This window comes from Nocardioides seonyuensis, assembly GCF_004683965.1.
In the GTDB taxonomy this organism is placed as follows: Bacteria; Actinomycetota; Actinomycetes; order Propionibacteriales; family Nocardioidaceae; genus Nocardioides; species Nocardioides seonyuensis.
In genome coordinates this window covers 2,653,685-2,677,765 of sequence record NZ_CP038436.1, presented here as the reverse complement: position 1 = coordinate 2,677,765, position 24,081 = coordinate 2,653,685, and the positions used below count along the sequence as shown (strand labels likewise).

Annotated in this window: 26 protein-coding genes; 11 read left to right on the top strand and 15 right to left on the bottom strand. The window is 71.3% G+C overall.

All coding sequences use genetic code 11. The features are described from left to right. The 6 genes from purE to EXE58_RS12950 all read right to left on the bottom strand — a co-directional run bounded on the left by purE (position 1) and on the right by EXE58_RS12950 (position 4,498). The gene (purE, locus tag EXE58_RS12975) at positions 1-555 is read right to left on the bottom strand and encodes a 5-(carboxyamino)imidazole ribonucleotide mutase (protein ID WP_135268281.1); all 555 of its coding nucleotides are present in this window, start codon (positions 553-555) and stop codon (positions 1-3) included. Positions 556-557: 2 nt separating this feature from the next. Continuing rightward, positions 558-1,727, bottom strand: a complete 1,170-nt coding sequence (locus tag EXE58_RS12970; RefSeq protein WP_135268280.1) for a 5-(carboxyamino)imidazole ribonucleotide synthase — start codon at positions 1,725-1,727, stop codon at positions 558-560. Positions 1,728-1,755: 28 nt separating this feature from the next. Then, positions 1,756-2,103: a winged helix-turn-helix domain-containing protein gene (locus EXE58_RS12965; protein ID WP_135268279.1), complete on the bottom strand. Its 348-nt coding sequence runs from the start codon at positions 2,101-2,103 to the stop codon at positions 1,756-1,758. A 104-nt stretch (positions 2,104-2,207) separates the two neighbouring features. Continuing rightward, the gene (locus EXE58_RS12960; RefSeq protein WP_135268278.1) at positions 2,208-3,194 is read right to left on the bottom strand and encodes an adenylate/guanylate cyclase domain-containing protein; all 987 of its coding nucleotides are present in this window, start codon (positions 3,192-3,194) and stop codon (positions 2,208-2,210) included. Continuing rightward, positions 3,184-3,687, bottom strand: a complete 504-nt coding sequence (locus EXE58_RS12955; RefSeq protein WP_135268277.1) for a PH domain-containing protein — start codon at positions 3,685-3,687, stop codon at positions 3,184-3,186. The genes EXE58_RS12960 and EXE58_RS12955 overlap by 11 nt, the downstream gene beginning before the upstream one ends. A gap of 25 nt (positions 3,688-3,712) precedes the next feature. Then, positions 3,713-4,498, bottom strand: coding sequence for a biotin--[acetyl-CoA-carboxylase] ligase (locus EXE58_RS12950; protein WP_135268276.1), 786 nt, complete (start codon positions 4,496-4,498; stop codon positions 3,713-3,715). An 86-nt stretch (positions 4,499-4,584) separates the two neighbouring features. On the opposite strand from EXE58_RS12950, the gene EXE58_RS12945 reads away from it, so the two are divergent. The 3 genes from EXE58_RS12945 to EXE58_RS12935 all read left to right on the top strand — a co-directional run bounded on the left by EXE58_RS12945 (position 4,585) and on the right by EXE58_RS12935 (position 7,527). Next, positions 4,585-6,165: an acyl-CoA carboxylase subunit beta gene (locus tag EXE58_RS12945; RefSeq protein ID WP_135269574.1), complete on the top strand. Its 1,581-nt coding sequence runs from the start codon at positions 4,585-4,587 to the stop codon at positions 6,163-6,165. Further along, a complete protein-coding gene (locus EXE58_RS12940; RefSeq protein WP_135268275.1) occupies positions 6,165-6,386 on the top strand; it encodes an acyl-CoA carboxylase subunit epsilon in 222 nt (73 codons plus the stop codon). Before EXE58_RS12945 ends, EXE58_RS12940 begins: the two co-directional genes overlap by 1 nt. A 133-nt stretch (positions 6,387-6,519) precedes the next feature. Then, positions 6,520-7,527, top strand: coding sequence for a type IV toxin-antitoxin system AbiEi family antitoxin domain-containing protein (locus EXE58_RS12935; RefSeq protein ID WP_167288872.1), 1,008 nt, complete (start codon positions 6,520-6,522; stop codon positions 7,525-7,527). Here EXE58_RS12935 and EXE58_RS12930 read toward each other — a convergent pair. From EXE58_RS12930 to EXE58_RS12915, 4 genes are read right to left on the bottom strand one after another with little or no spacing between them, the layout of a single operon-like run. After that, a complete protein-coding gene (locus EXE58_RS12930) occupies positions 7,524-7,937 on the bottom strand; it encodes a universal stress protein (protein WP_135268273.1) in 414 nt (137 codons plus the stop codon). The two genes, EXE58_RS12935 and EXE58_RS12930, sit on opposite strands and share 4 nt — an antisense overlap. Further along, on the bottom strand, positions 7,937-9,460 hold the full coding sequence (locus tag EXE58_RS12925; protein WP_135268272.1) for a tripartite tricarboxylate transporter permease: 1,524 nt from the start codon (positions 9,458-9,460) through the stop codon (positions 7,937-7,939). Before EXE58_RS12925 ends, EXE58_RS12930 begins: the two co-directional genes overlap by 1 nt. A gap of 7 nt (positions 9,461-9,467) precedes the next feature. Then, a complete protein-coding gene (locus EXE58_RS12920) occupies positions 9,468-9,977 on the bottom strand; it encodes a tripartite tricarboxylate transporter TctB family protein (protein ID WP_135268271.1) in 510 nt (169 codons plus the stop codon). Beyond that, complete coding sequence (locus EXE58_RS12915) at positions 9,974-10,966, bottom strand: Bug family tripartite tricarboxylate transporter substrate binding protein (protein ID WP_244242208.1); 993 nt, start codon at positions 10,964-10,966, stop codon at positions 9,974-9,976. The genes EXE58_RS12920 and EXE58_RS12915 overlap by 4 nt, the downstream gene beginning before the upstream one ends. A gap of 84 nt (positions 10,967-11,050) precedes the next feature. Between EXE58_RS12915 and EXE58_RS12910 the strand changes: the two genes are divergently transcribed. The 3 genes from EXE58_RS12910 to EXE58_RS12900 are packed head-to-tail and all read left to right on the top strand — an operon-like array spanning position 11,051 to position 12,769. Then, entirely contained in the window at positions 11,051-11,668 is a 618-nt protein-coding gene (locus tag EXE58_RS12910) for a Maf family protein (RefSeq protein ID WP_135268269.1), read from the top strand. A gap of 10 nt (positions 11,669-11,678) precedes the next feature. Then, complete coding sequence (locus EXE58_RS12905; RefSeq protein WP_135268268.1) at positions 11,679-12,302, top strand: CDP-alcohol phosphatidyltransferase family protein; 624 nt, start codon at positions 11,679-11,681, stop codon at positions 12,300-12,302. A 2-nt stretch (positions 12,303-12,304) separates the two neighbouring features. Then, entirely contained in the window at positions 12,305-12,769 is a 465-nt protein-coding gene (locus tag EXE58_RS12900) for a VTT domain-containing protein (RefSeq protein WP_135268267.1), read from the top strand. 15 nt (positions 12,770-12,784) lie between these two features. Here the strand turns inward: EXE58_RS12900 and EXE58_RS12895 are convergent, their stop codons facing one another. Genes EXE58_RS12895 through EXE58_RS12885 form a run of 3 tightly spaced genes read right to left on the bottom strand, consistent with a single transcriptional unit; the run spans position 12,785 to position 15,442 of the window. Then, positions 12,785-13,948 (bottom strand): ABC transporter permease, encoded by a 1,164-nt coding sequence (locus tag EXE58_RS12895; RefSeq protein WP_135268266.1) that lies wholly within the window; start codon positions 13,946-13,948, stop codon positions 12,785-12,787. Further along, positions 13,945-14,826 (bottom strand): ABC transporter ATP-binding protein, encoded by an 882-nt coding sequence (locus EXE58_RS12890; protein WP_135268265.1) that lies wholly within the window; start codon positions 14,824-14,826, stop codon positions 13,945-13,947. Before EXE58_RS12890 ends, EXE58_RS12895 begins: the two co-directional genes overlap by 4 nt. A gap of 34 nt (positions 14,827-14,860) precedes the next feature. Beyond that, a complete protein-coding gene (locus EXE58_RS12885; RefSeq protein WP_167288869.1) occupies positions 14,861-15,442 on the bottom strand; it encodes a TetR/AcrR family transcriptional regulator in 582 nt (193 codons plus the stop codon). Positions 15,443-15,510: 68 nt separating this feature from the next. Here EXE58_RS12885 and EXE58_RS12880 point away from each other — a divergent pair, with 68 nt between their 5' ends. Then, positions 15,511-15,726, top strand: a complete 216-nt coding sequence (locus EXE58_RS12880) for a hypothetical protein (protein WP_135268263.1) — start codon at positions 15,511-15,513, stop codon at positions 15,724-15,726. Between the two features lie 22 nt (positions 15,727-15,748). Here EXE58_RS12880 and EXE58_RS12875 read toward each other — a convergent pair whose 3' ends face one another. Further along, the gene (locus EXE58_RS12875; RefSeq protein WP_208544006.1) at positions 15,749-17,125 is read right to left on the bottom strand and encodes an NAD(P)-binding protein; all 1,377 of its coding nucleotides are present in this window, start codon (positions 17,123-17,125) and stop codon (positions 15,749-15,751) included. A gap of 63 nt (positions 17,126-17,188) precedes the next feature. After that, positions 17,189-18,385, bottom strand: a complete 1,197-nt coding sequence (locus EXE58_RS12870; protein WP_135268261.1) for an acyl-CoA dehydrogenase family protein — start codon at positions 18,383-18,385, stop codon at positions 17,189-17,191. A gap of 97 nt (positions 18,386-18,482) precedes the next feature. Between EXE58_RS12870 and EXE58_RS12865 the strand changes: the two genes are divergently transcribed. The 4 genes from EXE58_RS12865 (at position 18,483) to EXE58_RS12850 (ending at position 23,979) form a co-directional block, all read left to right on the top strand. Then, positions 18,483-19,514, top strand: a complete 1,032-nt coding sequence (locus EXE58_RS12865; RefSeq protein WP_244242207.1) for an iron ABC transporter substrate-binding protein — start codon at positions 18,483-18,485, stop codon at positions 19,512-19,514. 65 nt (positions 19,515-19,579) lie between these two features. Then, on the top strand, positions 19,580-21,052 hold the full coding sequence (locus EXE58_RS12860) for an ABC transporter permease (protein ID WP_208544005.1): 1,473 nt from the start codon (positions 19,580-19,582) through the stop codon (positions 21,050-21,052). Beyond that, positions 21,049-22,122 (top strand): ABC transporter ATP-binding protein, encoded by a 1,074-nt coding sequence (locus tag EXE58_RS12855; protein ID WP_135268260.1) that lies wholly within the window; start codon positions 21,049-21,051, stop codon positions 22,120-22,122. Before EXE58_RS12860 ends, EXE58_RS12855 begins: the two co-directional genes overlap by 4 nt. 75 nt (positions 22,123-22,197) lie before the next feature. Further along, positions 22,198-23,979 carry an acetyl/propionyl/methylcrotonyl-CoA carboxylase subunit alpha gene (locus EXE58_RS12850; protein WP_244242206.1) on the top strand — a complete coding sequence of 594 codons (1,782 nt, stop codon included), beginning with the start codon at positions 22,198-22,200 and terminating at the stop codon, positions 23,977-23,979. Positions 23,980-24,081 lie beyond the last annotated feature (102 nt).

The following is a 24,081-nucleotide window of genomic DNA, read 5'->3' as shown; positions in this document are numbered from 1 at the left end:
TCAGAAGCCCACCTTCCTGCCGCCGCCGGCGGCCTCGCGCACGACGGCTCCCTTGGCGTGGGCCGTCCGCGCCAGCTCCGCCTGGAAGTCGACGAGGCGCTGCTGCAGCTCGGGGTCGCTCGTGCCGAGGATCCGCGCCGCGAGGATGCCGGCGTTGCGGGCGTTGCCGATCGCCACGGTGGCCACCGGGATGCCTCCCGGCATCTGGACCATCGAGAGCAGCGAGTCCATGCCGTCGAGGTGCTTCAGGGGGACGGGGACTCCGATCACCGGCAGCGGCGTCACCGACGCGAGCATGCCCGGCAGGTGGGCCGCACCGCCCGCACCGGCGATGACCACGCTGAGCCCGCGCTCGTGGGCCTGCTGGCCCCAGGCGATCATCTCGGTGGGCATGCGGTGGGCCGAGACCACGTCGGCCTCCCAGCCGACGCCCAGCTCGGTGAGCGCCTCACCGGCCGCCTGCATGACCGGCCAGTCGGAGTCGGAGCCCATCACGATGCCGACGCGCACGCGCGGGCCGGCGCCGTCGTGACGGGCGGGAACCTGCTCAGTCATTGCTACTCGCTTTCGTTGCCGAGCTCGCCGCGGAACCAGGCCGCCGCGTGGCGCGCTCGTGCCAGGCAGTCGTCCAGGTCGTCGCCGTAGGCGTTGACGTGGCCGACCTTGCGGCCCGGCCTGAGGTCCTTGCCGTAGAGATGGACCCGCAGCCGGGGATCACGCGCCATTGCGTGGGGCAGGCCGTCCCAGAGTCGACCCGCATCCTGGGGGCCTCCCAGGACGTTGACCATAACCGTCCACCTCTCGCGCGGCTCGGGCGAGCCCAGGGGGAGGTCCATCACAGCGCGGAGGTGGTTCTCGAACTGCGACGTCACGGCGCCGTCCTGGGTCCAGTGCCCGGTGTTGTGCGGGCGCATCGCCAGCTCGTTGACGAGGATGCGGCCGTCGACGGTCTCGAAGAGCTCCACGGCCAGGATCCCGGTGACGTCGAGCTCGCCGGCCACGCGCAGCGCGATGTGCTGCGCCTCGCCGGCCAGCGCCGGGTCGAGGTCCGGGGCAGGAGCGATGACCTCGTGGCACACGCCGCCGAGCTGTGTGCTCGCGACGACGGGGTAGGCAGCGGCCTGGCCGCTCGGTGAGCGGGCGACGATCGCGGAGAGCTCGCGCCTGAAGTCGACGAGCTCCTCGGCCAGCACCTCGACCCCGGCCGCGGCGGCGACCTCGAAGGCCCGGGCCGCGTCGGCGGTCTCGCGGACCACCCACACCCCCTTGCCGTCGTACCCTCCGCGGGTGGTCTTGAGGACGCACGGGAAGCCGAACTCCTCGACGCCCGCGACGTCGGTGACGATCGCGTTGCGGGGGCAGGGAACGCCGAGCTCGGCGAGACGGGCACGCATCACGCCCTTGTCCTGGGCGTGCACGAGGGCTCCCGGACCCGGGCGTACGGCGACGCCGTCGGCCTCGAGCGCACGCAGGTGGTCCGTGGGCACGTGCTCGTGGTCGAAGGTCACCACGCTCGCCCCCGCGGTGACCGTGCGGAGCTGGTCGAGGTCGGTGTAGTCACCGACGACGTGGTCCGGGATGACCTGGGCTGCGGACACGCCCGCTGCCTCGGCGAGGAGCCGGAGCGGCAGGCCGAGCGCGATGGCCGGCTGGGCCATCATCCGCGCGAGCTGTCCCCCGCCGATGACGGCAAGCGCAGGGGCGCGGGGTGTCGAGGTGGCGGGCACCCGTCGAGCCTATAGAGGCCCGGGCGGCTCACGGCACCAGAGGTCGGTCCTCGGCAGGGGCCGCGACCGGCGTCCTCGCCTCGAGCTCGAAGCGGATCCCGCGCCCGCGGTGCGTGGAGAGCAGGACGGGGTTGCGCGGGTCGTCGCCGAGCTTGCGGCGCAACCACCCGAGGTGGACGTCGATCGTCTTGGAGCTGGTGAAGAACTGGGTGTCCCAGACGTCGGCCATGAGCTCGGCACGGGTCACGATCTCGCCCGCGCGGCTCATCAGCGCCGACAGGAGCTCGAACTCCTTGCGCGAGAGCGACACCTCGGAGTCACCCCTCCACACCTTGCGCGAGAGGGGGTCGAGGCGGACGTCCTGAACAGCGAGCACGGCCCGAAACTAGGGTCTCCGAGCCGTGTCGGGCCGCTGTCTCACGAAATGTTACTCGCTGGTCTGGTCCAGCTGGGCGGACCGGACCGGGCCGTCGGCAGGGGTCAGCGGCGTCGGATCGTCAGCGGCTCGACCAGCCCGAAGCCACGCACGGGCCGGGCCGGCAGACGGCGGTGCTCCCACTCCTCGGCCGGCAGCAGGTCGGCGGTGCGCTGGTCGACGATGATGCGGTTGCGGCGGGCGACCTGCGTGAGCCTGGCGGCCATGTTGACCGGCGGCCCGAAGACGTCGCCCAGCCGCATCACGACGGCTCCGCTCGCCAGCCCCACCCGCACGTCGGGCATCTTGGGGTCGCGGCCGACGACGTTCACGATGCCCTCAGAGATCTCCACCGCGGCTACGGCATCGGTGGTCACGAAGAGCACCGAGTCGCCGAGGCTCTTGATGGCTCGGCCGCCGAACCGTGCGACGACGTCGTGGCAGCGGCTCTCGAACAGCTCGACGAGGTCGCCGATGTCGCCGCGGTCGAGCTGGTTGGACAGCGCGGTGAACGACACCAGGTCGGCGAACCCGACCGTGACGTCGATGGTGTGGAGGTCCTCGTCGTTGGCGCCCATGGCCTCGATCCGGGCGACCGCCGCGGCCAGGTGACGGCGCCAGGCATAGAGCAGGAGCTGCTCGAAGGGCGGGTTGACCTCCTCGATGAGCCTCACCGCCGACGACACCCGGGAACCGGTCGCCTCGTCGGCAGCGGCCAGCTCCTCGACTCGGCTGACCAGGGTCGAGACCTCCCAGTCGGCGAGCCGCGCCATGGTCTGGCCCACCCCGCGAGTGAGGTTGATCGCCATGTCGAAGTCGATCGCCCCCGCGTCGACGAAGGTCATCAGCGTCGCCACGGCCTTGACGTCGGAGCTGTTGAACGCCCGCTCGCCGACGAACTCGGGGAAGCCCAGCGCGCGCCACAGCCGCCGCGCCTGGTCGACGGTCACCCCGGTCTCCGCGGCGACGTCGAGAGCGTTCAGGCTCGGCTCCTCCCCGAGGATCGCCCGGTCAAGGCGGTCTCCCGCCCGCGGGTCGCGCTCAGGCGCCATCGTCGCGCCGGCCGCCGTCGCTGAGACGGTGCAGCTCGTCGGAGACCATGAGCTGGACCTTCTCGACACGAGGGATGTCGTGCAGCTCGACGCGGCCGTCGGTGCTGGCGTCGGAGACCACCAGCGTGCCGCAGCCGAAGACCCGGTCGATGACGCCGATCTCGAAGTCGACGCCGCTGATCCGGTTGAGCGGGATCGTGCGGCCCTCCTTGGAGATGAAGCCGGAGCGCTTGATGAAACGGCGGGTGGTGAACGTGTAGGTCGTCGTGAGCCACCTGAGGAAGGGACCCACCAGGAACCAGACGAGCGCCACGACCAGGACGCCCAGCAGGATCCAGCGCACGACCTCGTTGTCGACCATGCGGAACAACCACGCCACGACCGCTGCCGCCACCAGGAGGAGCAGGCCCGGCAGGATCAGCGCCTTCGGGTGGGTGCGGGTGGAGACGACGACGGTCTCGCCGTCGTTGAGGAGCTTCGTCGGAAAGGCCACGTCCAGATCATGTCACCCGAGCAGGTCACCCGGTGGGCCTGACGTGCACGACATCGCCGGCGGCGACGGTGAACGTGCCGCCGTCGGCGCCGACCACGAGCGCACCCGAGGAGTCCAGGTCGAGCGCCTCACCACGTCGTACGACGGCACCCGGCAGGTGGACGTCCACGGTCCGGCCGAGCGTCGAGCAGACGTCGGCGTAGGCGGCACGGAGCGAGTCGGTGTCGTCCAGCAGCCCCTGGAGGCCGTGGAGCGAGCCCACGACCTGGCCCAGCAGCTGGGTGCGGTCGACGGGCTCACCGGTCTCCAGGGAGACCGACGTCGCCAGCGCGACGGGCAGCTCCTCCAGCGACTGGTCGACGTTGATGCCGATGCCCACCACGACCATGGGTCCCTGCGGCGTCTCGATGCGCTCGGCGAGGATGCCGGCCACCTTGCGCTCCTCGACGAGGACGTCGTTGGGCCACTTCAGGACCACCTCGGGCAGCCGGTCCGCCAGCGCCGCGTGGACGGCGTACCCGGTCAGGAGCGGGACCCACGGCCACTTCTCGGCAGGGACGTCCGGGCGCAGCAGCACCGAGAAGGTCAGCGAGCTGCGCGCAGGCGTCTCCCAGACACGGTCCAGCCTGCCGCGACCGGCGGTCTGGTGCTCGGTGACCACCACCAGCCCGGCCTCCTCACCCTCCCGGGCCAGGCGCGCGGCGTCGGCGTTGGTGGACGGCGACGCATCGCTGAGCACGATGCGCCAGCCCGGCGGCGCGGTGAGCCGATCCGGGTCGATGGGTGGGCGCGGTGCGGGCGAGGAGCTCATGGGCACTAGATTGCCCCAGAGCAAATCGTTGAGGAGGCCCGACCTTGTCCGCAGAGCCCACCCGTCAGCCCGAGACCGAGCCAGACCTGGCCAAGCCCGAGTTCGACGTGCACACCACCGCCGGACGCCTGGCGGAGAAGGAGCACCGGCTCGACGAGGCTCGTCGCGTCATGGACGAGCAGGCCCGCGAGAAGCAGCACAAGAAGGGCCGCAAGTCCGCGCGCGAGCGCATCGAGCTGCTCTTCGACGAGGGCACCTTCGTCGAGCTCGACGAGCTCGCCCGCCACCGCTCGACCAACTTCGGCCTCGAGAAGAAGCGCCCCTACGGCGACGGCGTGGTCACCGGCTACGGCGAGATCGACGGCCGCATGGTCTGCGTGTTCTCGCAGGACTTCTCGATCTTCGGCGGCTCGCTCGGAGAGGTCTACGGCGAGAAGATCTGCAAGGTCATGGACCTCGCGATCAAGACCGGCTGCCCGATCATCGGCATCAACGAGGGCGCCGGCGCCCGCATCCAGGAGGGTGTGGTCTCCCTCGGTCTCTACGGCGAGATCTTCAAGCGCAACGTGCACGCCTCGGGCGTCATCCCGCAGATCTCCCTGATCATGGGCAACTGCGCGGGCGGCCACGTCTACTCCCCCGCGGTCACCGACTTCACGATCATGGTCGACCAGACCTCCGCGATGTTCATCACCGGCCCCGACGTCATCAAGACCGTCACCGGCGAGGACATCACGATGGAGGAGCTCGGCGGCGCCCGCACCCACAACACCCGCTCGGGCAACAGCCACTACATGGCCACCGACGAGGACGACGCGCTGGAGTACGTCCGGGCGCTGCTGTCCTACCTGCCGCAGAACAACCTCGACGAGCCGGTCGCCTTCGACGACCCGGCCGACTTCGAGGTCAACGACCTCGACCGGGCGCTGGACACGATCATCCCCGACTCGCCCAACCAGCCCTACGACATGCACGAGGTCATCACCACGGTCCTCGACGACCAGGAGTTCCTCGAGGTCCACGAGCTGTTCGCGCCCAACATCATCGTGGGCTTCGGCCGGGTCGAGGGCCGTCCGGTCGGCGTCGTCGCCAACCAGCCGATGCAGTTCGCCGGCACGCTCGACATCGACGCCTCCGAGAAGGCGGCCCGGTTCGTGCGCACCTGCGACGCCTTCAACATCCCCGTGCTGACGTTCGTCGACGTGCCCGGCTTCCTGCCCGGCACCGCCCAGGAGCACGACGGGATCATCCGCCGCGGGGCCAAGCTGATCTACGCCTACGCCGAGGCGACGGTCCCGCTGATCACGGTCATCACCCGCAAGGGCTACGGCGGCGCCTACGTCGTCATGGGGTCCAAGCACCTCGGAGCAGACATCAACCTCGCGTGGCCGACGGCCCAGGTGGCCGTCATGGGCGCCCAGGGCGCGGTCAACATCCTCTACCGCCACGAGCTCAAGGCCGCCGAGGACCCCGAGGCCCTGCGCGCAGAGCTCATGGACGAGTACGACACCACCTTGGCCAACCCCTACGAGGCGGCCGAGCGGCTCTACGTCGACGGAGTCATCTCGCCGCGCAGCACCCGGGCCGAGATCGTCCGGGCGCTGCGGGTCCTGCGGACCAAGCGGGCCAGCCTGCCGGCCAAGAAGCACGGGAACATCCCGCTCTGATGGACGAGGTCACCTCGCAGGCCCCCCTGCTGCGGGTCGTCAACGCCGACGCGACGCCGGAGGAGGTCGCGGCGATCGTCGCGGTCTTCTCGGCGCTCGGGTCCGGCGACGGCGGCCGGCCGGCTCGTCGTACGCCGGAGTGGTCGCGTCCCGCACGCATGCACCGGGTCCCCCACGCCCCCGGCCCCGGCGGCTGGCGCAGCAGCGGGCAGCCCCGCTGACCCGAGCGTCCTGGCCGACGGTGGAGGGACGGGCCGGACCTAGCGGCCCTGCACTCCACTGTCGGACCCGAGTTCTCCACAGATGGGCCGAAACCCCTCGCGGTGGCCCGCGCAGCGGCGCCACGCTCCCGGGATGCCCAAGCGTTCGGAGAGCCTTCTCGACCACGTCGCACTCACACGCCTACTGAAGTCCCAGGACGGGGTGGTCTCCCGACGTCAGCTGCTGGCTTGCCGTGCCAGCCGGGCCGACGTACGACGCCTGCTCGCCCGTGGTGAGCTCCACGTGCTGCACCCAGGCGTCTACGTCGGCCACAACGGGATCCCGACCCGGGGACAACGCCAGTGGGCAGCCGTGCTGGCATGCGCCCCGGCTGCCCTCCACCGCGAGTCGGCCCTCGAAGCCCACGGCATGACGCGCGACCGGGTCCACCAGACGCGCGGGGGCCAGGACACCATCCACCTGGTCGTCGACAGCAGCAGGCGTCTCGCTCCTCCTCCCGGAGTCACCGTCGAACGAGTGGCGGACGCGACGTCCTGGATCCACGAGAACCGCAGGCCGCCTCGGGCACAGCTCGACTTCGCCCTCCTCAAGACCGCAGCTGCCCGCGACGAAGCCGGTGCAATCGCGCTGATCTCCGATGCCGTGCACCAGGGACTCACGACGGCCGAACGGCTGAAGGAGGTGATCGCTCGACTTCCTCGCCTGCGGCAGCGCGCCACGTTGAGCGAGGTCCTGGCGGACGTGGCGTCCGGCGCCCGGTCGGTCCTCGAGCGGCGCTACCTGCTCCATGTCGAGCGTGCCCACGGCCTCCCGGCAGGCGAGCGCCAGGTGCGCGAGGTCACTGGCAGCGGCGTCGTGGTCAGGGACGTGCGCTACGGAACCGAACGGACGTTGGTCGAGCTGGACGGAGCCTTCGGGCACCGTGACACGCAGGACCGGTGGTCCGACCTCCAACGTGACCTCGACGCAGTGGTCACGGACCACCTCACCCTGAGGCCGGGGTGGTTCCAGGTCCTCGAGCCCTGTCGTCTCGCCGCGCTGGTCGGCGAGGTGCTGCGACGACGGGGCTGGACCGGCGTGGCGACGCCGTGCGGCCCCGGCTGCACTGTGGGAGACGGTGGAGGGACGGGCCGGACCTAGCGGCCCTGCGCTCCACTGTCGCTGCTCGCCTTGACGGCGATCACGGGGCACTCGGCCTCCATGATCACCCGCTGGGCCACGCTGCCCATCAGCAGCTTGCCGACGGGTGTCCGGTGGCGCAGGCCGAGCACGATGAGGTCGGCTGACACGTCGCGGGCGGTGGCCAGGATCTCCTCGGCGACGTCGCGTCCCATGGTCTGACGGATCTCGTGGCGGACTCCGCTGACCGCGAGCCTCTGCTCGAGGGCCGCGCGCTCCCCCTCGCCGAGGTAGCGCTCGTCGACGAATGCGTCCCCCTTGGTGCTGTTGACCACGACGACGCCGGTCCCCCGGAGCCTGGCCTCCGCCAGGCCCGCGGCGAGCGCGGCGTCTCCGTGCTGGTTGGGCACGTAGCCGATCACGACGGGCATCAGGGGACCTCCTGCTTGTGGTGCGTGGGGTGCGCGGGGCGACGAGCTCGAGCGATGACGGGCGGGAGCACCAGGGCCAGGACGACCAGGACGTAGACGAAGATCGCCAGGGGCTCGTCGAAGAGCCCGCTCACCTCACCGTCGGAGAGGTCGAGCGCCTCCCGCATCTTGACCTCCATCAGCGGTCCGAGGATGACGCCGAGGATGAGCGGCAGCACCGGGATGCCGAACCTGCGGATGGCGAACCCGAGCCCGCCGAAGGCCAGCAGCACGGCGAGGTCGAAGGAGCTCTGGCCCACGCTGTAGGCGCCGAGGCAGGCGAAGAACAGGATGCCGGCGTAGAGCTGCGGCCGCGGGATCCGCAGGAGCTTGGCCCACATCGGGGCGAGCGGGAGGTTGATGACCAGCAGCAGCGTGTTGCCGATCAAGAGGCTGGCGAGCAGCGTCCAGATCAGCTCGGGCTGGTCGGTCATCAGGGTCGGGCCGGGGACGATGCCGTACTTCTGCATCGCCGCCAGGAGGATCGACGCGGTCGCGGTGACGGGGAGACCGAGCGCCAGGAGCGGGACGAACATGCCGGCGGCGCTGGCGTTGTTGGCCGCCTCGGGCCCGGCGACGCCCTCGATCGCTCCCTCGCCGAACTCGTCGTCGCGACCGTGTCGCCTCGCCAGCCTGCGCTCGGTGATGTACGACAGGAAGGTCGGCGTCTCGGCGCCCCCGGCGGGAAGCGCGCCGAAGGGGAACCCCAGCGCCGTCCCGCGCAGCCACGGCGCCCAGGACCTGCCCCAGTCCTCGCGCCCCATGAACGGCTGGCCCACCGGGATGACGTCGAGGGGCCGGCGGCGCAGGTGGGCAGCAGTCCACAGCGCCTCGCCGATGGCGAACACACCGACCGCCACGACCACGATGTCGATGCCGTCGGCGAGCTCGAGGAGCCCGCCGGTGAGCCGCGCCTGGGCGGTCGAGGCGTCCAGCCCGATCAGGCCGATGGTGAGGCCGATGGCGAGCCCGATGAAGCCGCGCAGCTTGGAGGCTCCCAGCACGCTGCTGACCAGCACCATGGCGAGGAGCATGATCGCGAAGTAGGACGGGGCCCCGATCTCCACCGCCCAGCGCGCGATGCCCGGCGTGAAGAAGGCGACGAGGAGCGTCCCGATCGTGCCCGCGATGAACGAGCCGACGGCTGCCGTTGCCAGGGCCTGGGCCGCTCGCCCCTTCCTGGCCATCTTGTTGCCCTCGATGGCGGTCATCACCGAGGCGGACTCGCCGGGGGTGTTCAGCAGGATCGAGGTGGTCGACCCGCCGTACATCCCGCCGTAGTAGAGGCCGGCGAACATGATCAGCGACTGGGTGGCATCGAGGCCGTAGGTGACGGGCAGCAGGAGGGCGAGCGCCATCGCAGGCCCGATTCCGGGCAGCACGCCGACGAAGGTGCCGAGCAGCACGCCGATGGAGGCGTACATGAGGTTCTCGAGGGTGAGGGCGCTCGCGAACCCGTCGAGGAGGAGGTTCAAGGTGTCCACGGTGACCTCACAGGATCCCGTCGAGGACACCCGGCGCGAGCGGCACGCCAAGGCCGACGTAGAAGAAGTACCAGCTGCCGACCGCGAGCACGACTCCCACGACCAGGTCACGCAGCAGGGTGCGGGAGCCCAGCGCCCAGGCACACCCGGCGAAGAGGAGCCCGCCGGTGACCGCCCAGCCGAGCAGGTTCACGAGCAGCAGGTTGAGCACCAGGATCGCGACCAGCTTGGCGACCGTGAGCCAGTCGGGGGGACTCGTGAGGTCGACGTCCTCGCCCTCCTCGGCCTGGGGCAGGTCGCCGCGCGCGGTGGCCACGGCGAGGAGGACGGCGAGCACGACCATCAGCGAGCCGATGACGTAGGGGAAGACGCGGGGCCCGATCGGGTCGCCGAAGCCGACGTTGAGACCGCGGGCGTCGATGATCGTGTAGAGCCCGACGAGCGCCAGCACGGCCGCGAGGCCGTACTGGGCGCGGTCGACCTGCTCGGCCTGGGTCTCTCCGTCTGGTCGGCTCACAGCAGTCCCAGCTCCTCGAGGGTTCCCGACACGCGCTGGTCCTGCTCGCGGATGAAGTCGCCGAACTCCTCGCCGGTCTTGAAGTCGTCGTTCCAGCCGTTCTCCTCCACCACCTGCTGCCACTGCGGCGTCTCGTGCATCTCCTCGAAGTAGCCGATCAGCTCCTCGCGACGTGTGTCGCTGAGATCGGGTGGGGCGAGCACGCCTCGCCAGTTGAGGAACACCAGGTCGACGTCCTTCTCGACGAGGGTGGGGGCGTCGGCGAACGGGCTCCCCTCGGGGTAGCGCTCCTCCCCCGAGACCGCCAGCACGCGCAGGTCACCCGACGTGATCGACCCCTCGAACTCAGGCAGGCCGGAGAAGCCGGCGTCGATCTTCTTGCCGAGCAGCGCGCTCGTCAGCGGGCCCCCACCGTCGTAGGTCACGTAGTTGACGTCGTTGGGGTCGATGCCGACCTCGGCCGCGAGCTGCATGGGGAACAGGTGGTCGGGGCCACCGGGTGAGGACCCGCCGCCCACTGCCAGCGAGCCAGGGTCGGCCTTCCACGCCTCCAGGAGGTCGTCGATCGTCTTGAAGGGTGAGTCACCGGGCACGAGGACGCCCTCGGGCTCGCTCATGAGCTGGGCGATCGGCGTGGCATCGGTGAGGCCGAAGGGGCTGCCGAAGGAGTAGGTCGACCCGACGACGCCGAGTCCCACGGTCATCAGCGTGCGCTCCTCACCGACCCGGCCCACGAGCTCGGTCATGGCCACGGCGCCGCCGGCACCCACGATGTTCTGCACCGTGATGTCGCCGTCGGTGATGTCGTTGTCCTCCAGGACCTGCACGGCGTCGCGTCCGGTGAGGTCGTATCCACCACCGGGGCTGTTGGGGATGATCATGAGCAGGTCGTTGGCCTGGTCGCCGCGGGTGACCCCGCAGCCCGCGAGCACCATGACCAGGGCGCAGACGGTGGCGAGGACCGTGGCACTCCGCGCATCCCGAGTCACGGTCCTCATCGTGCCCGTGGTGCGGCGCTGTGTCGAGGGTGGCCGGGGACGAGGGATGGTCGGGCCCCGTGCGAGGGTGGGGCAGTGCCCCGACTGGTCCTCGCCTCCGCCTCCCCCGCCCGTCGTACGACACTCCTCGGCGCCGGCATCGACCCGGTCGTGATCGTCAGCGGTGTCGACGAGTCACAGGTGACCGGCCTGCCCCCGGCCGAGCTCGCCCTGCAGCTGGCGGAGCTCAAGTGCGCCGCGGTGGCGGACCGCGACGACGTCCCCGCCGATGCACTGGTGCTGGGCTGCGACTCCGTGCTCGAGCTGGACGGTGAGACCCTCGGCAAGCCGGGTTCCCCGGACGTCGCGGTCCAGCGTTGGCGGGCCATGCGCGGCCGCAGCGGCGTCCTGCACTCCGGGCACTGCCTGCGCGACGTCCCGACGGGCCGGACGGCTGCGGCGAACGCGTCCACAGCCGTCCACTTCGCCGACGTGAGCGACGCCGAGATCGAGGCGTACGTCGCCACGGGCGAGCCGCTGCACGTGGCCGGAGCCTTCACGATCGACGGTCTCGGAGGCGCCTTCGTCACCGGGATCGAGGGCGACCACCACAACGTCGTCGGCGTGAGCCTGCCGCTGCTGCGCGAGCTCGTGCGCGAGCTGGGCCACCACTGGCCCGACCTGTGGACGGAGACCACGGCCGCGAACGGATAGCATCGCCGCCGTGGGGGGAACAGGACACGGGGCCGAGGCTGCCCTCGACAGCCGCTACGGCATCCGCGACGAGCGCCTGCTGACCGGTGCCACGGTGATCACGCTGCTGCGCACCGTCATCGCGGCCGGGCTGGCCGCGGCCGCGGCCTACGAGCAGGAGCTGTGGCTCCTGGTCACGTCGCTGGTGGTCTACTGGATCGGCGACATGGCCGACGGCGGATATGCCCGCTGGCGCGACTGCGAGACGCGCATCGGCGCGGTCGTCGACATCCTGTGCGACCGCTTCAACGCAGCCGCGTTCTACCTCGGGCTCGCCTGGCTGCAGCCAGACCTGTCGCCCGCGATCTTCGTCTACCTGGCGGAGTTCATGGTGGTCGACTGCTTCCTCTCGATCGCATTCCTGGCCTGGCCGGTGCGCAGCCCCAACTACTTCTTCGTCGTCGACCGGACCATCTGGCTGTGGAACTGGTCCAAGCCCGCCAAGGCGGTCAACAGCGCGCTCTTCGCCGTGCTGCTCCTCGTCACCGGCTGGATGTGGGTCGGCCTCGGCATCGCCCTGGCGCTGCTGGTCCTCAAGTGTGTGTCACTGGCGCGCCTGATGCGGATCGGCCTCCCCGTCCCGGCAGGCGCCTGAGCATGGCGCTGCTGCTCCTCAGCATCTTCGCCGCGTCCGTGGCCTCGGCCCTGGTCCCGTTGATCAACGTCGAGGCGATCCTCGCTGTCGCTGCCTCGCAGCAGCCCGGCATCACCGTCGCCCTGGTGCTGGCCGCGACCATCGGGCAGATGGCCGGCAAGGTGCTGTGGTACTGGGGCGGCATGCACGTCGACCGCGCGCCGTGGGTCCACAAGCACCTGCAGAAGCCCAAGGTGGCGGCGAGCCTGGACCGCTGGCACGCGCGTGCGGAGGGCCGGCCGGCCTTCACCGCCGGGCTGCTGCTGCTCTCCGCGGCGGTCGGCCTGCCGCCGTACGCCCTGACGGCCGTCCTCGCCGGCGTCCTGCGGGTGCCGTTCTGGATCTTCCTCGTCACCGGGCTCGTGGGGCGCGGGCTGCGGTTCTGGGCCGTAGTGGCCGGCACGACCTCGCTCCTCGAGCTCTGGTGAGCGGACGCAGCCGGGTCACTCCTCGGCGGCCCACGCCTGGCGGAGCGACACCCGGCCCCCGGTCTGCATGAGCGCACGGCGGTAGACGCGCTCGCCGAGACGCACCGTGACGGCGGCGAAGGCGACCAGCAGCGCCAGGGCCACGAGCGGCTCCCACCACTGCAGCGTGCCCGCGAGGATCCGCTTGGGCATGACCACGGCCGAGACCGGCGGGACGAAGGACGCGACCACCTGCGCCCGCCCGTCGAGCGAGATGCCGGCGAAGAACATGCCCAGGATCAGCATGGTGAGCGGGGTGGAGGTGGCCTGGAGGTCCTCGGCACGCGAAGCCAGGGCTCCCGCCACCGCCCACAGACAGGCCAGCGCGACGAACCCGGCCAGGAAGAAGGCCAGGAACCACGCCACCGGGCCGGAGATGTCGGGGACGTAGGACTGGTAGGGCGTGAACGACATCCCGACCAGGCCGACCGCGACGTAGACCAGCACCTGGAGCATGGCCAGCACGGTGTTGCCGAGGACCTTGCCAGCGAGGAGGTGTCGCAACGGGATGGCCGCCGCGATGATCTCGACGATGCGGCTCTGCTTCTCCTCGATCACCGAGCTGGCCAGCTGCATGCCGAAGAGCAGGGCAGCGAGGTAGAAGAGGAACATGAACACGAAGCCGACGACGTCGGCCACCGCCGCCTGCTCGGCGTCACCGCGCAGGAAGGAGGTGCTGACGGTGGAGCCGGCCTGCAGCTCCTCGAGGGTCGCCCCGGCGGCCGCGGCGTTCTCCGAGAGGACCGCGCCCTGCACCACCTGACTCACGACGTCGGTGAGGCTCGGCTCCTCGCTGGACTCGGTCGTCAGCACCCAGCCGTCGTCACCCCGGTGCAGCCAGGCGTCGACGTCCTCGCGCACCGCAGCGCGGGCCCCGGTCTCGTCGTCGACCTCCACGACGGCGACGGTGACGTCGTCGTCGACCCGCGGCGCCTGGTCCGCCACGAGCTCGGCCATGGCCACGGCGTCGGGAGTGGCGGCGATGCGGAAGTCCTCGGACCGCTCCTCCTGCCAGGCCGTGAATCCCATGAACCCGATGATCATCGCCACCATCGCCGCGGTGCCGATCAGGAACGTCTTGTCGGTGATCCTGGCCAGGACCTCACGGCGGGTCACCAGCAGCCATGCACCCGTTCTCATGCCGTCACCTCGCGGTAGATCTCGCTGAGCGCCGGACGCACCCTGGCGAACTCGTGGACGTCACCGCGACGCGTGGCCTCGGCGATGGCGCGTTGCTCGGCTCCCGGCTCGGTGACGGCGAGCAGGGCCGTGCTGCCCTCGAGGTCGAGCACGTCGAGCCCGGGGAGGTCCCGGACCCAACCGGCATCCCCTCCGAGGACCAGCCGGAACCGTGGCTGACCGGTGTCGCGCAGCTCGGCGACCGTGCCTGTTGCGACCGTCCGCCCCTTCGCCAGCACGACCAGTCGGTCGCACAGCCGCTCGACGAGGTCGAGCTGGTGGCTGGAGAAGAGCACCGGGATCCCGTCGCGGGTGTGGTCGCGCAGCAGCTCGACCATCGAGTCGACAGCGACCGGGTCGAGGCCCGAGAACGGCTCGTCCAGCACGAGGGCCTGCGGGCGCGGCAGGACCGAGGCGATGATCTGGACCCGCTGCTGGTTGCCGAGGGACAGCTTCTCGAGGTGGTCCTTGCTGCGCTCACCGATTCCGAACCGCTCCAGCAGCTCACGCACCTGCTTCCTCGCCTCGGCCGCACCCATGCCCTTGAGGCGTGCGATGTAGACGAGCTGGTCGAGCAGCGGCTGCTTGGGGTAGAGCCCGCGCTCCTCGGGCATGTAGCCGAACGCCCGACGGTCCAGCCGGGTGATCGGGCGGCCCCGCCAGCGCACCTCGCCCTCGGTGATGCCCAGGACCCCCATGACCATCCGCATCGTCGTGGTCTTGCCGGCGCCGTTGGCGCCGACGAACCCCGTCATCTGCCCGGAGGGCACCTCGAAGGACACGCGGTCCACGGCGGTGGTCTCGCCGAACCGCCGGGTCAGCTCGTTGATCTCAAGCACGGGTACGACGCTAGAGGGCGCCCGTCTCGCCGGGCTACTCGGGAGCCAGCAGCGCGGCGAGCTGCTTCGCCGTACGCGCCCGCCATGGCAGGTCGGGCGCGCCGTGACGCAGCGCCTCGCCGAGGTAGACCCCCAGGACCAGGTTGACGAGGGTGTCGGGATCCACGTCCCCGGAAAGCACGCCGTTCGCGGCGTCGTGCGCGACCTGCTCCGTGACGGGCTGCAGCCCCACGGCGAGCGCACGACGCACGGCTGCGACGAAGTCGGGGTCCTCCCCCGAGAGCAACGCGGCCACTCCCCCGGCGCCGATGCCGTCGCGCAGCACCTCCTCGGCGCGGGCCAGCAACCAGGCGAGCTTGTCCTCGAGCGAGTCACCGGGCGGAGGACCCCCGCGACGTGTGACGGTCTCGAACGCAGCGCCGAGCAACGCCTGACGGTCGACGTACCGACGGTAGATGGTCGTCCGGGCCGCTCCGCTGCGTGCGGAGACGGCCGCGATGTTCACCGCCTCGGGTCCGTGCTCCCGGACGAGGGCGCGGGTCGCCTCCAGGATGCGCGAGTCGGTCTCGGAGCGACGAGGTCGTCCCGGGCGGCGGTCGTTCTCGGCGTTGCCCACGTGCCCGATTCTGCCCTGCCGACGAGTTTCGATACAATCAGTGTATCGAATCTAGATGAGGAGCTCCCTTGACCGACTTCCAGCTCAGCCTGCGTCTGTTCGGCATCGCGGCCGTCGTCGTGAACGTCGTGACCTACGGCGGCATCATGGCGGTCTACTTCGGCGAGAAGAAGCGCGCCGCCGACGCCGCACCCGCCCGGGTCACCCGTCTCGCACCGCCAGTGGCCGAGCTCTCGGCAGCCCACGCGCTCGAGCAGTGGCGCAGCCTCCGGAAGGCTGCCTGAGCACGAGCCCGACCACCCCGGCTCAGCTCAGCCCGGCGAGCTCCGCCAGCCGCGCCAGCCCCTTGGGGGCTGAGGCGCCCAGGCGTGAGACAGCGGCGTCCAGGGCCGGGCCGCCGGGATGCCCCGCCGGGATGCGGGAGGGGTTGAGCGCGACGGTGTCGGCCCATGCCTTGATGTCGGGCTCGGCGCCGAAGGACATCGTGGCGCGGGCCCCGAGGACAGTCGCCGCCACCCAGGAGGCGGGGGTGTCCGGCAGAGGCGTCGGTGGGCAGAGGCGGTTCTTGGTGGCGTCGTCGTCGCGGGTCGCCTCGACGTAGCCGGCCAGCGCCGCACCGAAGCACGGAAACCCGGTCCTGATCGGCTGCAGGGTGATCGCATCGGGCCCCCAGAGCGGCACCAGCGGCGGGTACTGCAGGCCCCGTGCAGCGCAGTGCACCACCAGGGCGTCGCGAGCGACCTCGACGGAGCCCTCCTCGAGGGTGATGCGTCCGGGGTCGACCCGCCTCACGTGGCCCTGCCGCACGACGTTCTCGATGCTTCGCAGCAGCTCCAGCTCCCACGTGGCCAGGGTCGGGGTCTTCGCCATCGTCGGCCAGGTGCCGCGGTCGACGCGCAGCACGACCCCGGCGTCCTCGAGACGCAGGAACAGGTCCTCCAGCGACGTCGCGGCGGTTGCCGCCTCCATGACCTCGCCGACCATCCCGAGGAAGATCGCAGGGTCGGGCTGGATGACGGCCCGGTTGAAGAACCACGGGTCCCGCGGCCTGACCCAGCAGATGGCGTCGGGGTCCACCCCCCGTGCCAGCAGCCAGGTGCAGGCGTCGCTCCCGGTCTTGCCGGAGCCCACCACGACGTACTGGCTGTGCGCCCACCCCAGGCTCGCGAGCCCGCCGACAGGTACGACGTCGACTCCCTCTCCCACCTCGAACGGCGGCGGAGTGCCGGCCGGCGTCTCGGGGGCCAGGTAGTGGGCGTCGACGATCCTGCAGGTCTCGGGCACCTCGAACTCGCGGCCCGACACCCGGGAGACGATGCGGCGGCGGCCGACGTACTCACAACCGGCGAAGAGGAGGACGCGCCCGGTCTCGAGCAGGCGAGCGAGCACTCGCTCGTAGTAGAGACAGATCTCCGAGAGGCTGGCGCGCTCGTGCAGGCCGGTCTCGGGCCCACTCGTCTGCAGCCTCCCTCCACCCAGGAGGGTGGAGGCCACGCCGTAGAAGGCCGAGGCCTGGTGCAGGCGCACGAACGGGTAGGCCTCCAGCCAGTGCCCGCCCACGCTGTGGCGCCGATCCACCAGCGCGACGCGGACGTCGGCGTGGTCGACCAGGGCGTCGGTGAACGCCATTCCGGCGGCGCCGGCACCCACCACCAGGTAGTCGACCTCGACGGTGCGGGCCACGCTCCCACCCAAGCACTGCCGGGGCATGGACGTCCACGCCCGGACTGGGTAGGTCCGCGGCGCTCACTCCACGGGCAGGCCGAGCCCCCGCGCGATGAGCATCCGCTGGACCTCGGAGGTGCCCTCGCCGATCTCGAGCACCTTGGCGTCGCGGTAGAGGCGGGCGACGGGGTACTCCTCCATGAACCCGTAGCCGCCGAAGACCTGCGTGGCGATGCGGGTCGCCGTGACGGCGGACTCGGTGGCGTAGAGCTTCGCGACCGCGGCGGCCTGCTTGAAGTCCTGGGTCGAGATCGAGCGCCCGGCGTCCATCGCGTCCTTCATCGCCGCTGCCTTGTAGGTCAGCAGCCGTGAGGCGTCGAGCATCACCTGCAGGTCGCTGATCTGGAAGGCGACCCCCTGCTTGCGCCCGATCGGCCCACCGAAGGTCTGGCGCTGGCCGGCGTACTCCAGGGACAGGTCGAGGCACGCCTGGATGCAGCCGACCGCGAGCGCCGCGATCGCGACCCGGCCGTCGTCGAGGGTCGCCAGGAACTGGGCGTAGCCGCGGCCGCGCTCGCCCAGCAGGTTCGCCTCCGGGACCCGGACGTCCTCGAAGGAGAGCGGGTGGGTGTCGGAGGCGTGCCAGCCGAGCTTGTCGTAAGCCTTCTCGGCCACGAAGCCAGGAGTGCCGGCCGGGAGCATGATCGTGGAGATCTCCGGGCGACCGCCCTCGCGCTCTCCGGTGCGCGCCGTCACGGTGACCACCGAGGTGATGTCGGAGCCGGAGTTGGTGATGAACTGCTTGGAGCCGTTGACGACCCACTCGCCACCGTCGAGCACGGCCTTCGTGCGGGTGGCCCCGGCGTCGGACCCCGCGCCGGGCTCGGTGAGCCCGAAGCCGGCGAGCCGCTGACCCGAGACGAGGTCGGGCAGCCAGGTCTGCTTCTGCTCGTCGGTGCCGAAGGTCAGGATCGGGTTGATGCCCAGCCCGACCGCGGCCTCGAGGGTGATGCCCATCGACTGGTCGACACGGCCGAGCTCCTCGATGGCCAGGCACAGCGAGGTGAACCCGCCGTCCTCCCCGGCCAGGCCCGCGCCGCCGTACTCCTCCGGCGCGGTGAGGCCCATCAGACCGAGTTGGCCCATCTTCTGGACGACGTCGGTGGGGAAGTGGTGGTCGCGGTCCCACTGGGCGGCGTGGGGGGCGATCTCGGCCCGCGCGAACTCCGCCACGCTGCGTCGGAACTGCTCGTGCTCGGGGGAAAGCTCGAAGGTCATGCGGACGAGAGTAGCGTCACAGGTTATCGATCGCTAACCTCACTGCGCGCTAAGGTTAGCCGACCCTAAGCACACTGCTGAGCCCCGTGAGGACCCTGTGACTTCGAGCCACCCCCGCCCCACCCTGCGCCGACTCGCTCCCGTGCTCGCAGCCGCGGCCCTGGCACTCCCGGCCCTGTCGGCATGCAGCCTGCTCAACCCGCCCGACCTGGTGGTCTACAACGCCCAGCACGAGGAGCTGCTCGACGAGATCGTGCCGCTCTTCGAGGAGCAGAGCGGCCTCGACGTGGAGCTGCGCAGCGGCAAGGACCTCGAGATGGCCAACCAGATCGTCGAGGAGGGCAAGGACTCCCCCGCCGACGTGTTCCTCACCGAGAACTCACCGGCCATGAGCATCGTCGACAAGGAGGGGCTCTTCGCGCCGGTGCCCGACGAGGCGCTCGCGTCGATCCCGCCGGAGTTCGTGCCCTCGAGCAAGACCTGGACCGGCTTCCTGGCCCGCTCGACCGTGGCGATGTACAACACCGACTCGATGACCGAGGCCGACATGCCCGCCTCGATCCTCGACTTCGCCGAGCCGGAGTGGAAGGGCCGCGTGGGCTTCTCCCCCACCGGCGCCGACTTCCAGGCGATCGTCTCGGCGGTCCTGGAGCTCGAGGGCGAGGACGCCACGCGCGAGTGGCTCGCCGGGCTGAAGGAGAACGGCGTCATCCTCCAGAACAACCTCGTCGTCATGCAGGCAGCCAACGCCGGCGAGATCGACGCAGGCATCGCCTACCACTACTACTGGTACCGCGACCGCGAGGAGAGCGGCACCGACTCCGACTCCTCCGCCCTGCACTTCTTCGGCGACCAGGACCCCGGTGCGTTCCTCAGCGTCTCCGGCGCTGGCGTCCTGGCGGCCGCCGAGCACCCTGAAGCCGCCGACGAGTTCGTCACGTGGCTCACCAGCACCGAGGCCCAGCAGGCGATGGCAGAGTCCTACGCCCTGGAGTACCCCCTCAACCCCGACGCCGAGCTCAACGCCGAGGTCAAGCCCTTCGAGGAGCTGGAGCCGCCGACCGTCGACGTCGCCAGCCTCAACGGCCCGCTGGTGACCGAGCTCATGACCGAGGCCGGCCTGCTCTGACCGGAGCCGCCCCCCACCGAAGCCACATCGGCGCACCACCCCTGCTCCTCGCGGCAGGGGTGGTCGTGGCACTCCTGGCGCTGATCCCCCTGGGCTACGTGGTCACCTACACCGCGATCATCGGCCCGGTCGACCTGTGGCACCTCGTGGTGCGCCCCCGCATCCTGGAGCTCCTGGGCAACACCGTGTCGATCGCGCTGGCCTGCATGGGCGCGTGCGCGGTGCTGGGGGTCGGGCTCGCCGCTCTCGTCGAGCGCACCGACCTGCCCGGCAAGCGGGTGTGGCACGGCCTGCTCGTGGCCCCGCTCGCCATCCCGGCCTTCGTCAACGGCTACGCCTGGGTGTCGCTGGACCGCTCCGTCCACGGCTTCTGGGGCGCCTTCCTCGTGATCACCCTGTCCTACTACCCGCTCGTCTACCTCCCGGTCGTGGCGTCGTTGCGCGGGCTCGACCCAGCCCTGGAGGAGTCGGCCTGGTCACTCGGCCACTCCCGCTGGCGGTCGTTCCGCAGCGTCGTCGTGCCGCAGCTGCGACCGGCGCTTCTCGGAGGGGTCCTCCTGGTGGGGCTCCACCTGCTCGCCGAGTTCGGGGCCCTGGCGCTGCTGCGCTTCCCCACGTTCACCACCGCGATCTACGACCAGTACGGCTCGACGTTCAACGGGCAGGCCGCCACGGCGATGGCGGGCGTGCTGGTGCTGCTGTGCCTGCTGCTGCTCCTCGCCGACCTCAGGCTGCGCGGCCAGCGGCACTACTCCCGGGTCGGCCAGGGGGCCGCGCGCCGCGCTGTGCCCGCCCGCCTCGGCCGGGCGCGGTGGCCGTCGGTCGGCGTGGTCGGCCTGGTCGTCCTGCTGGCGCTGGGCGTGCCGTCGTACTCCCTCCTGCACTGGCTCTGGGTCGGCACCTCCACGGAGTTCCCCCTCGGTGAGCTGAGCGCCGCCGCCGCGACGACCGTGCTGCTCGCGGCCGCGGGTGCCGTCGTCACGACCATGGCGGCGGTGCCGGTCGTGTGGCTCGCCGTACGACACCGTGGTCGCCTGTCGACCCTGGTGGAGCGTTGCACCTACATCGCCAACGCCCTGCCAGGCATCGTGGTCGGCCTCGCGCTGGTCGTCGCGTCGCTGCGGCTGGTGCCGATCGTCTACCAGACCGCGCTCCTCCTGGTGGTCGCCTACGCGATCCTCTTCCTCCCGCGCGCGGTCGTCACGGTGCGGGCGGGCCTCGAGCAGGCGCCGCTCGTGCTCGACCACGTGGCCCACAGCCTGGGAGCCGGCCCGGTGGAGACAGCCCGTCGGGTCACCCTCCCCCTGATCGCTCCGAGCCTGGGGGCCGGCGCGGCGCTGGTGTTCCTGGCAGTGTCCACCGAGCTGACCGCCACCCTGATGCTCTCCCCCATCGGCACCCACACCCTCGCGACGGAGTTCTGGTCGGCGTCCTCCGAGCTGCGCTACGGCGCCGCGGCGCCCTACGCACTCCTGCTCGTCGCCATCTCGGTCCCGGCGACCCTCCTGCTGATGAGGCAGGAGAGACTCCAGCCATGAGCTCAGTCGACGTGAAGGGAGTGAGCAAGACATTCCCGCAGACCCGTTCCGGCACGGCGACCCGCGCCGTCGACGACGTCACCCTCCACGTCCCGAACGGCTCGCTCACTGCGGTCCTCGGCCCCTCGGGCTGCGGCAAGACGACCCTGCTCCGCCTCATCGCGGGGTTCCTCGTGCCCGACTCCGGCACCATCGCGTTCGACGACCGCGTGGTCGCGGGCCAGGGCAGGCCGGTCCCGCCCCAGGCGCGGCGCGTGGGCTACGTGCCGCAGGAGGGCGCGCTGTTCCCCCACCTCGACGTGGCCGGCAACATCGGCTTCGGCCTCGCGAAGGCGAGTCGGCGTCCGGGTGCCGACGTCTCCGAGCGCGTGCTGGAGATGCTGGACCTCGTCGAGCTCCCGCGAGAGTTCGCGACCCGCGCACCGCACGAGCTCTCCGGGGGGCAGCAGCAGCGCGTCGCCCTGGCCAGAGCCCTGGCACCCTCCCCCAGCATCGTGCTCCTGGACGAGCCGTTCTCCTCTCTCGACGCCGCCCTGCGTGAGTCGACGGGCCGGGCGGTCGCCCGCGCGCTGCGCGTCGCGGGCGCGACCGGGCTCCTGGTCACCCACGACCAGTCCGAGGCCCTCTCGCTCTCCGACCAGGTGGCGGTCCTGCGCGAGGGCCGCCTCATCCAGGCCGGGTCGCCCGCAGACGTCTACATGGCGCCCCAGGACCCCGAGCTCGCCCGCTTCGTCGGCGGCGCCAGCGCCGTACCCGGTCGGGCTGTGTCCAGCGGGTTGTCGGCGACGTGCGCCCTCGGCACGGTCCGCCTCACCGCGGCTCCCTCGGCCGACGACCTCGTGCTGGTGCTGCGACCCGACCAGGTCGTGCTCGTCGACGACGGCGTCGAGGCCGAGGTGGCCGAGGTGAGCTTCTACGGTCACGACGCGGCGGTGCGCCTCTCGCTGGTCGGCCAGCACACCGCCCTGGTGGCCCGCGTGCCCGGGCCGACCGCGCCCACGGTGGGCGACGTCGTGCGCGTCGGCGTCCGCGGTGCCGTGCACGCCTATCCCGCACCTGTCCGAGACTGAGGGCGCCGCCGGGGCGGTGGCGCGGGGGGAGATAGTCTGCGACCCGAAAGTCGCCTCGTGAAGCAGGAGTGTTGCGTGCCCGGGTTGCAGAAGGTCCTGATCGCCAACCGCGGTGAGATCGCGGTTCGAGTCATCCGAGCGTGCAAGGACGCCGGCATCGGGAGCGTCGCGGTCTACGCCGACCCCGACCGCGACGCCCAGTTCGTCCGGCTCGCCGACGAGGCCCACTCGCTCGGGGGTGCCACCCCGGCGGAGTCCTACCTCGACATCGCCAAGATCCTCAAGGTCGCCGCCGACTCGGGCGCCGACTCGGTGCACCCCGGCTACGGCTTCCTCGCCGAGAACGCCGACTTCGCCCAGGCCGTGATCGACGCCGGGCTGATCTGGATCGGCCCGCCGCCGGCGGCCATCGAGGCCCTCGGCGACAAGGCCAGGGCCAAGCACATCGCCGACAAGGCCAACGCCCCGCTCGCTCCCGGCACCAAGGACCCCGTCAAGGACGCCGACGAGGTCGTCGAGTTCGCCAAGTCCAACGGCCTGCCGGTCGCGATCAAGGCTGTCTTCGGCGGTGGCGGGCGCGGGCTCAAGGTGGCCCGGACGCTCGAGGAGATCCCCGACGCCTACGAGTCGGCCGTCCGCGAGGCGGTCACCGCCTTCGGCCGCGGCGAGTGCCTGGTCGAGAAGTTCCTCGACAAGCCGCGCCACGTCGAGACCCAGTGCCTCGCCGACCAGCACGGCAACGTCGTGGTCATCTCCACCCGCGACTGCTCGCTGCAGCGCCGCAACCAGAAGCTCGTCGAGGAGGCCCCGGCGCCGTTCCTCACCGACGCGCAGGTCACCGAGCTCTACGAGTCGTCCAAGCGCATCCTGCGCGAGGCGGGCTACTACGGCGCCGGCACCTGCGAGTTCCTGGTCGCCCAGGACGGCACCATCTCCTTCCTCGAGGTCAACACCCGACTCCAGGTCGAGCACTGCGTCTCCGAGGAGGTCACCGGCATCGACCTGGTCCGCGAGATGTTCCGGATCGCCGCCGGCGAGGAGCTCGGCTACGACGACCCCGAGGTCCGCGGCCACTCCATCGAGTTCCGCATCAACGCCGAGGACGGCGGGCGCAACTTCATGCCCGCTCCCGGCACGCTGACCCGCTGGCACCCGCCGGCCGGGCCCGGCGTCCGACTGGACGGCGGCTACGACCAGGGCGAGACCATCCCCGGCTCGTTCGACTCCCTGATCGCCAAGCTGATCGTGTCCGGCCGCGACCGCACCCAGGCGCTCGAGCGCTCGCGCCGCGCCCTCGACGAGTTCCTCGTCGACGGCATGCCGACGGTCATCCCGTTCCACCGCGCGGTCGTCTCCGACCCCGCCTACGTCGGGGCGTCCAACCCGACCGGCGAGGGCTCCTTCGACGTCTACACCCAGTGGATCGAGACCGAGTTCGACAACCAGATCGAGCCCTACTCCGGCGAGCTCGGCGAGGCTGCCGAGCAGGGTGAGCGCCAGGCAGTCACGGTCGAGGTCGGCGGACGCCGGATCGAGGTCGTGCTCCCCGCCGGGCTCGGCGGCCTCTCGGCCGGGGGCGGCACCGCGGGCAGCGCCAAGAAGCCGAAGCGCGCGGCCAAGAAGGCCGGCGCCGCGGCGTCCGGTGACTCCGTCACCTCCCCCATGCAGGGCACGATCGTCAAGGTCGTCGTCGAGGAGGGCCAAGAGGTCGCCGAGGGCGACACCATCGTCGTCATGGAGGCGATGAAGATGGAGCAGCCCCTCAAGGCCCACAAGGCCGGCACCGTCACCGGCCTCCAGGCCGAGGTCGGCGCCACCGTCTCCAACGGCGCCGTGATCTGCGAGCTCAAGGACTGACCGCGCGGTGGGAGTCACCGGTTACCCGGTGACTCCCACGCTTCGTGCCCGTTGCAACGGGGCGGAGTCCATCGGTCTAAGCAACACCTGACTCTCCAGGAG

Excerpts from the sequence above, each read along its gene's own strand:
- purE (WP_135268281.1), bottom strand. The coding sequence starts at position 555 with ATGACTGAGCAGGTTCCCGCCCGTCACGACGGCGCCGGCCCGCGCGTG.
- EXE58_RS12960 (WP_135268278.1), bottom strand. The coding sequence starts at position 3,194 with ATGGCGCCTGAGCGCGACCCGCGGGCGGGAGACCGCCTTGACCGGGCG.
- EXE58_RS12950 (WP_135268276.1), bottom strand. The coding sequence starts at position 4,498 with ATGAGCTCCTCGCCCGCACCGCGCCCACCCATCGACCCGGATCGGCTC.
- EXE58_RS12940 (WP_135268275.1), top strand. The coding sequence starts at position 6,165 with ATGGACGAGGTCACCTCGCAGGCCCCCCTGCTGCGGGTCGTCAACGCC.
- EXE58_RS12935 (WP_167288872.1), top strand. The coding sequence starts at position 6,520 with ATGCCCAAGCGTTCGGAGAGCCTTCTCGACCACGTCGCACTCACACGC.
- EXE58_RS12930 (WP_135268273.1), bottom strand. The coding sequence starts at position 7,937 with ATGCCCGTCGTGATCGGCTACGTGCCCAACCAGCACGGAGACGCCGCG.
- EXE58_RS12900 (WP_135268267.1), top strand. The coding sequence starts at position 12,305 with ATGGCGCTGCTGCTCCTCAGCATCTTCGCCGCGTCCGTGGCCTCGGCC.
- EXE58_RS12895 (WP_135268266.1), bottom strand. The coding sequence starts at position 13,948 with ATGAGAACGGGTGCATGGCTGCTGGTGACCCGCCGTGAGGTCCTGGCC.
- EXE58_RS12870 (WP_135268261.1), bottom strand. The coding sequence starts at position 18,385 with ATGACCTTCGAGCTTTCCCCCGAGCACGAGCAGTTCCGACGCAGCGTG.
- EXE58_RS12855 (WP_135268260.1), top strand. The coding sequence starts at position 21,049 with ATGAGCTCAGTCGACGTGAAGGGAGTGAGCAAGACATTCCCGCAGACC.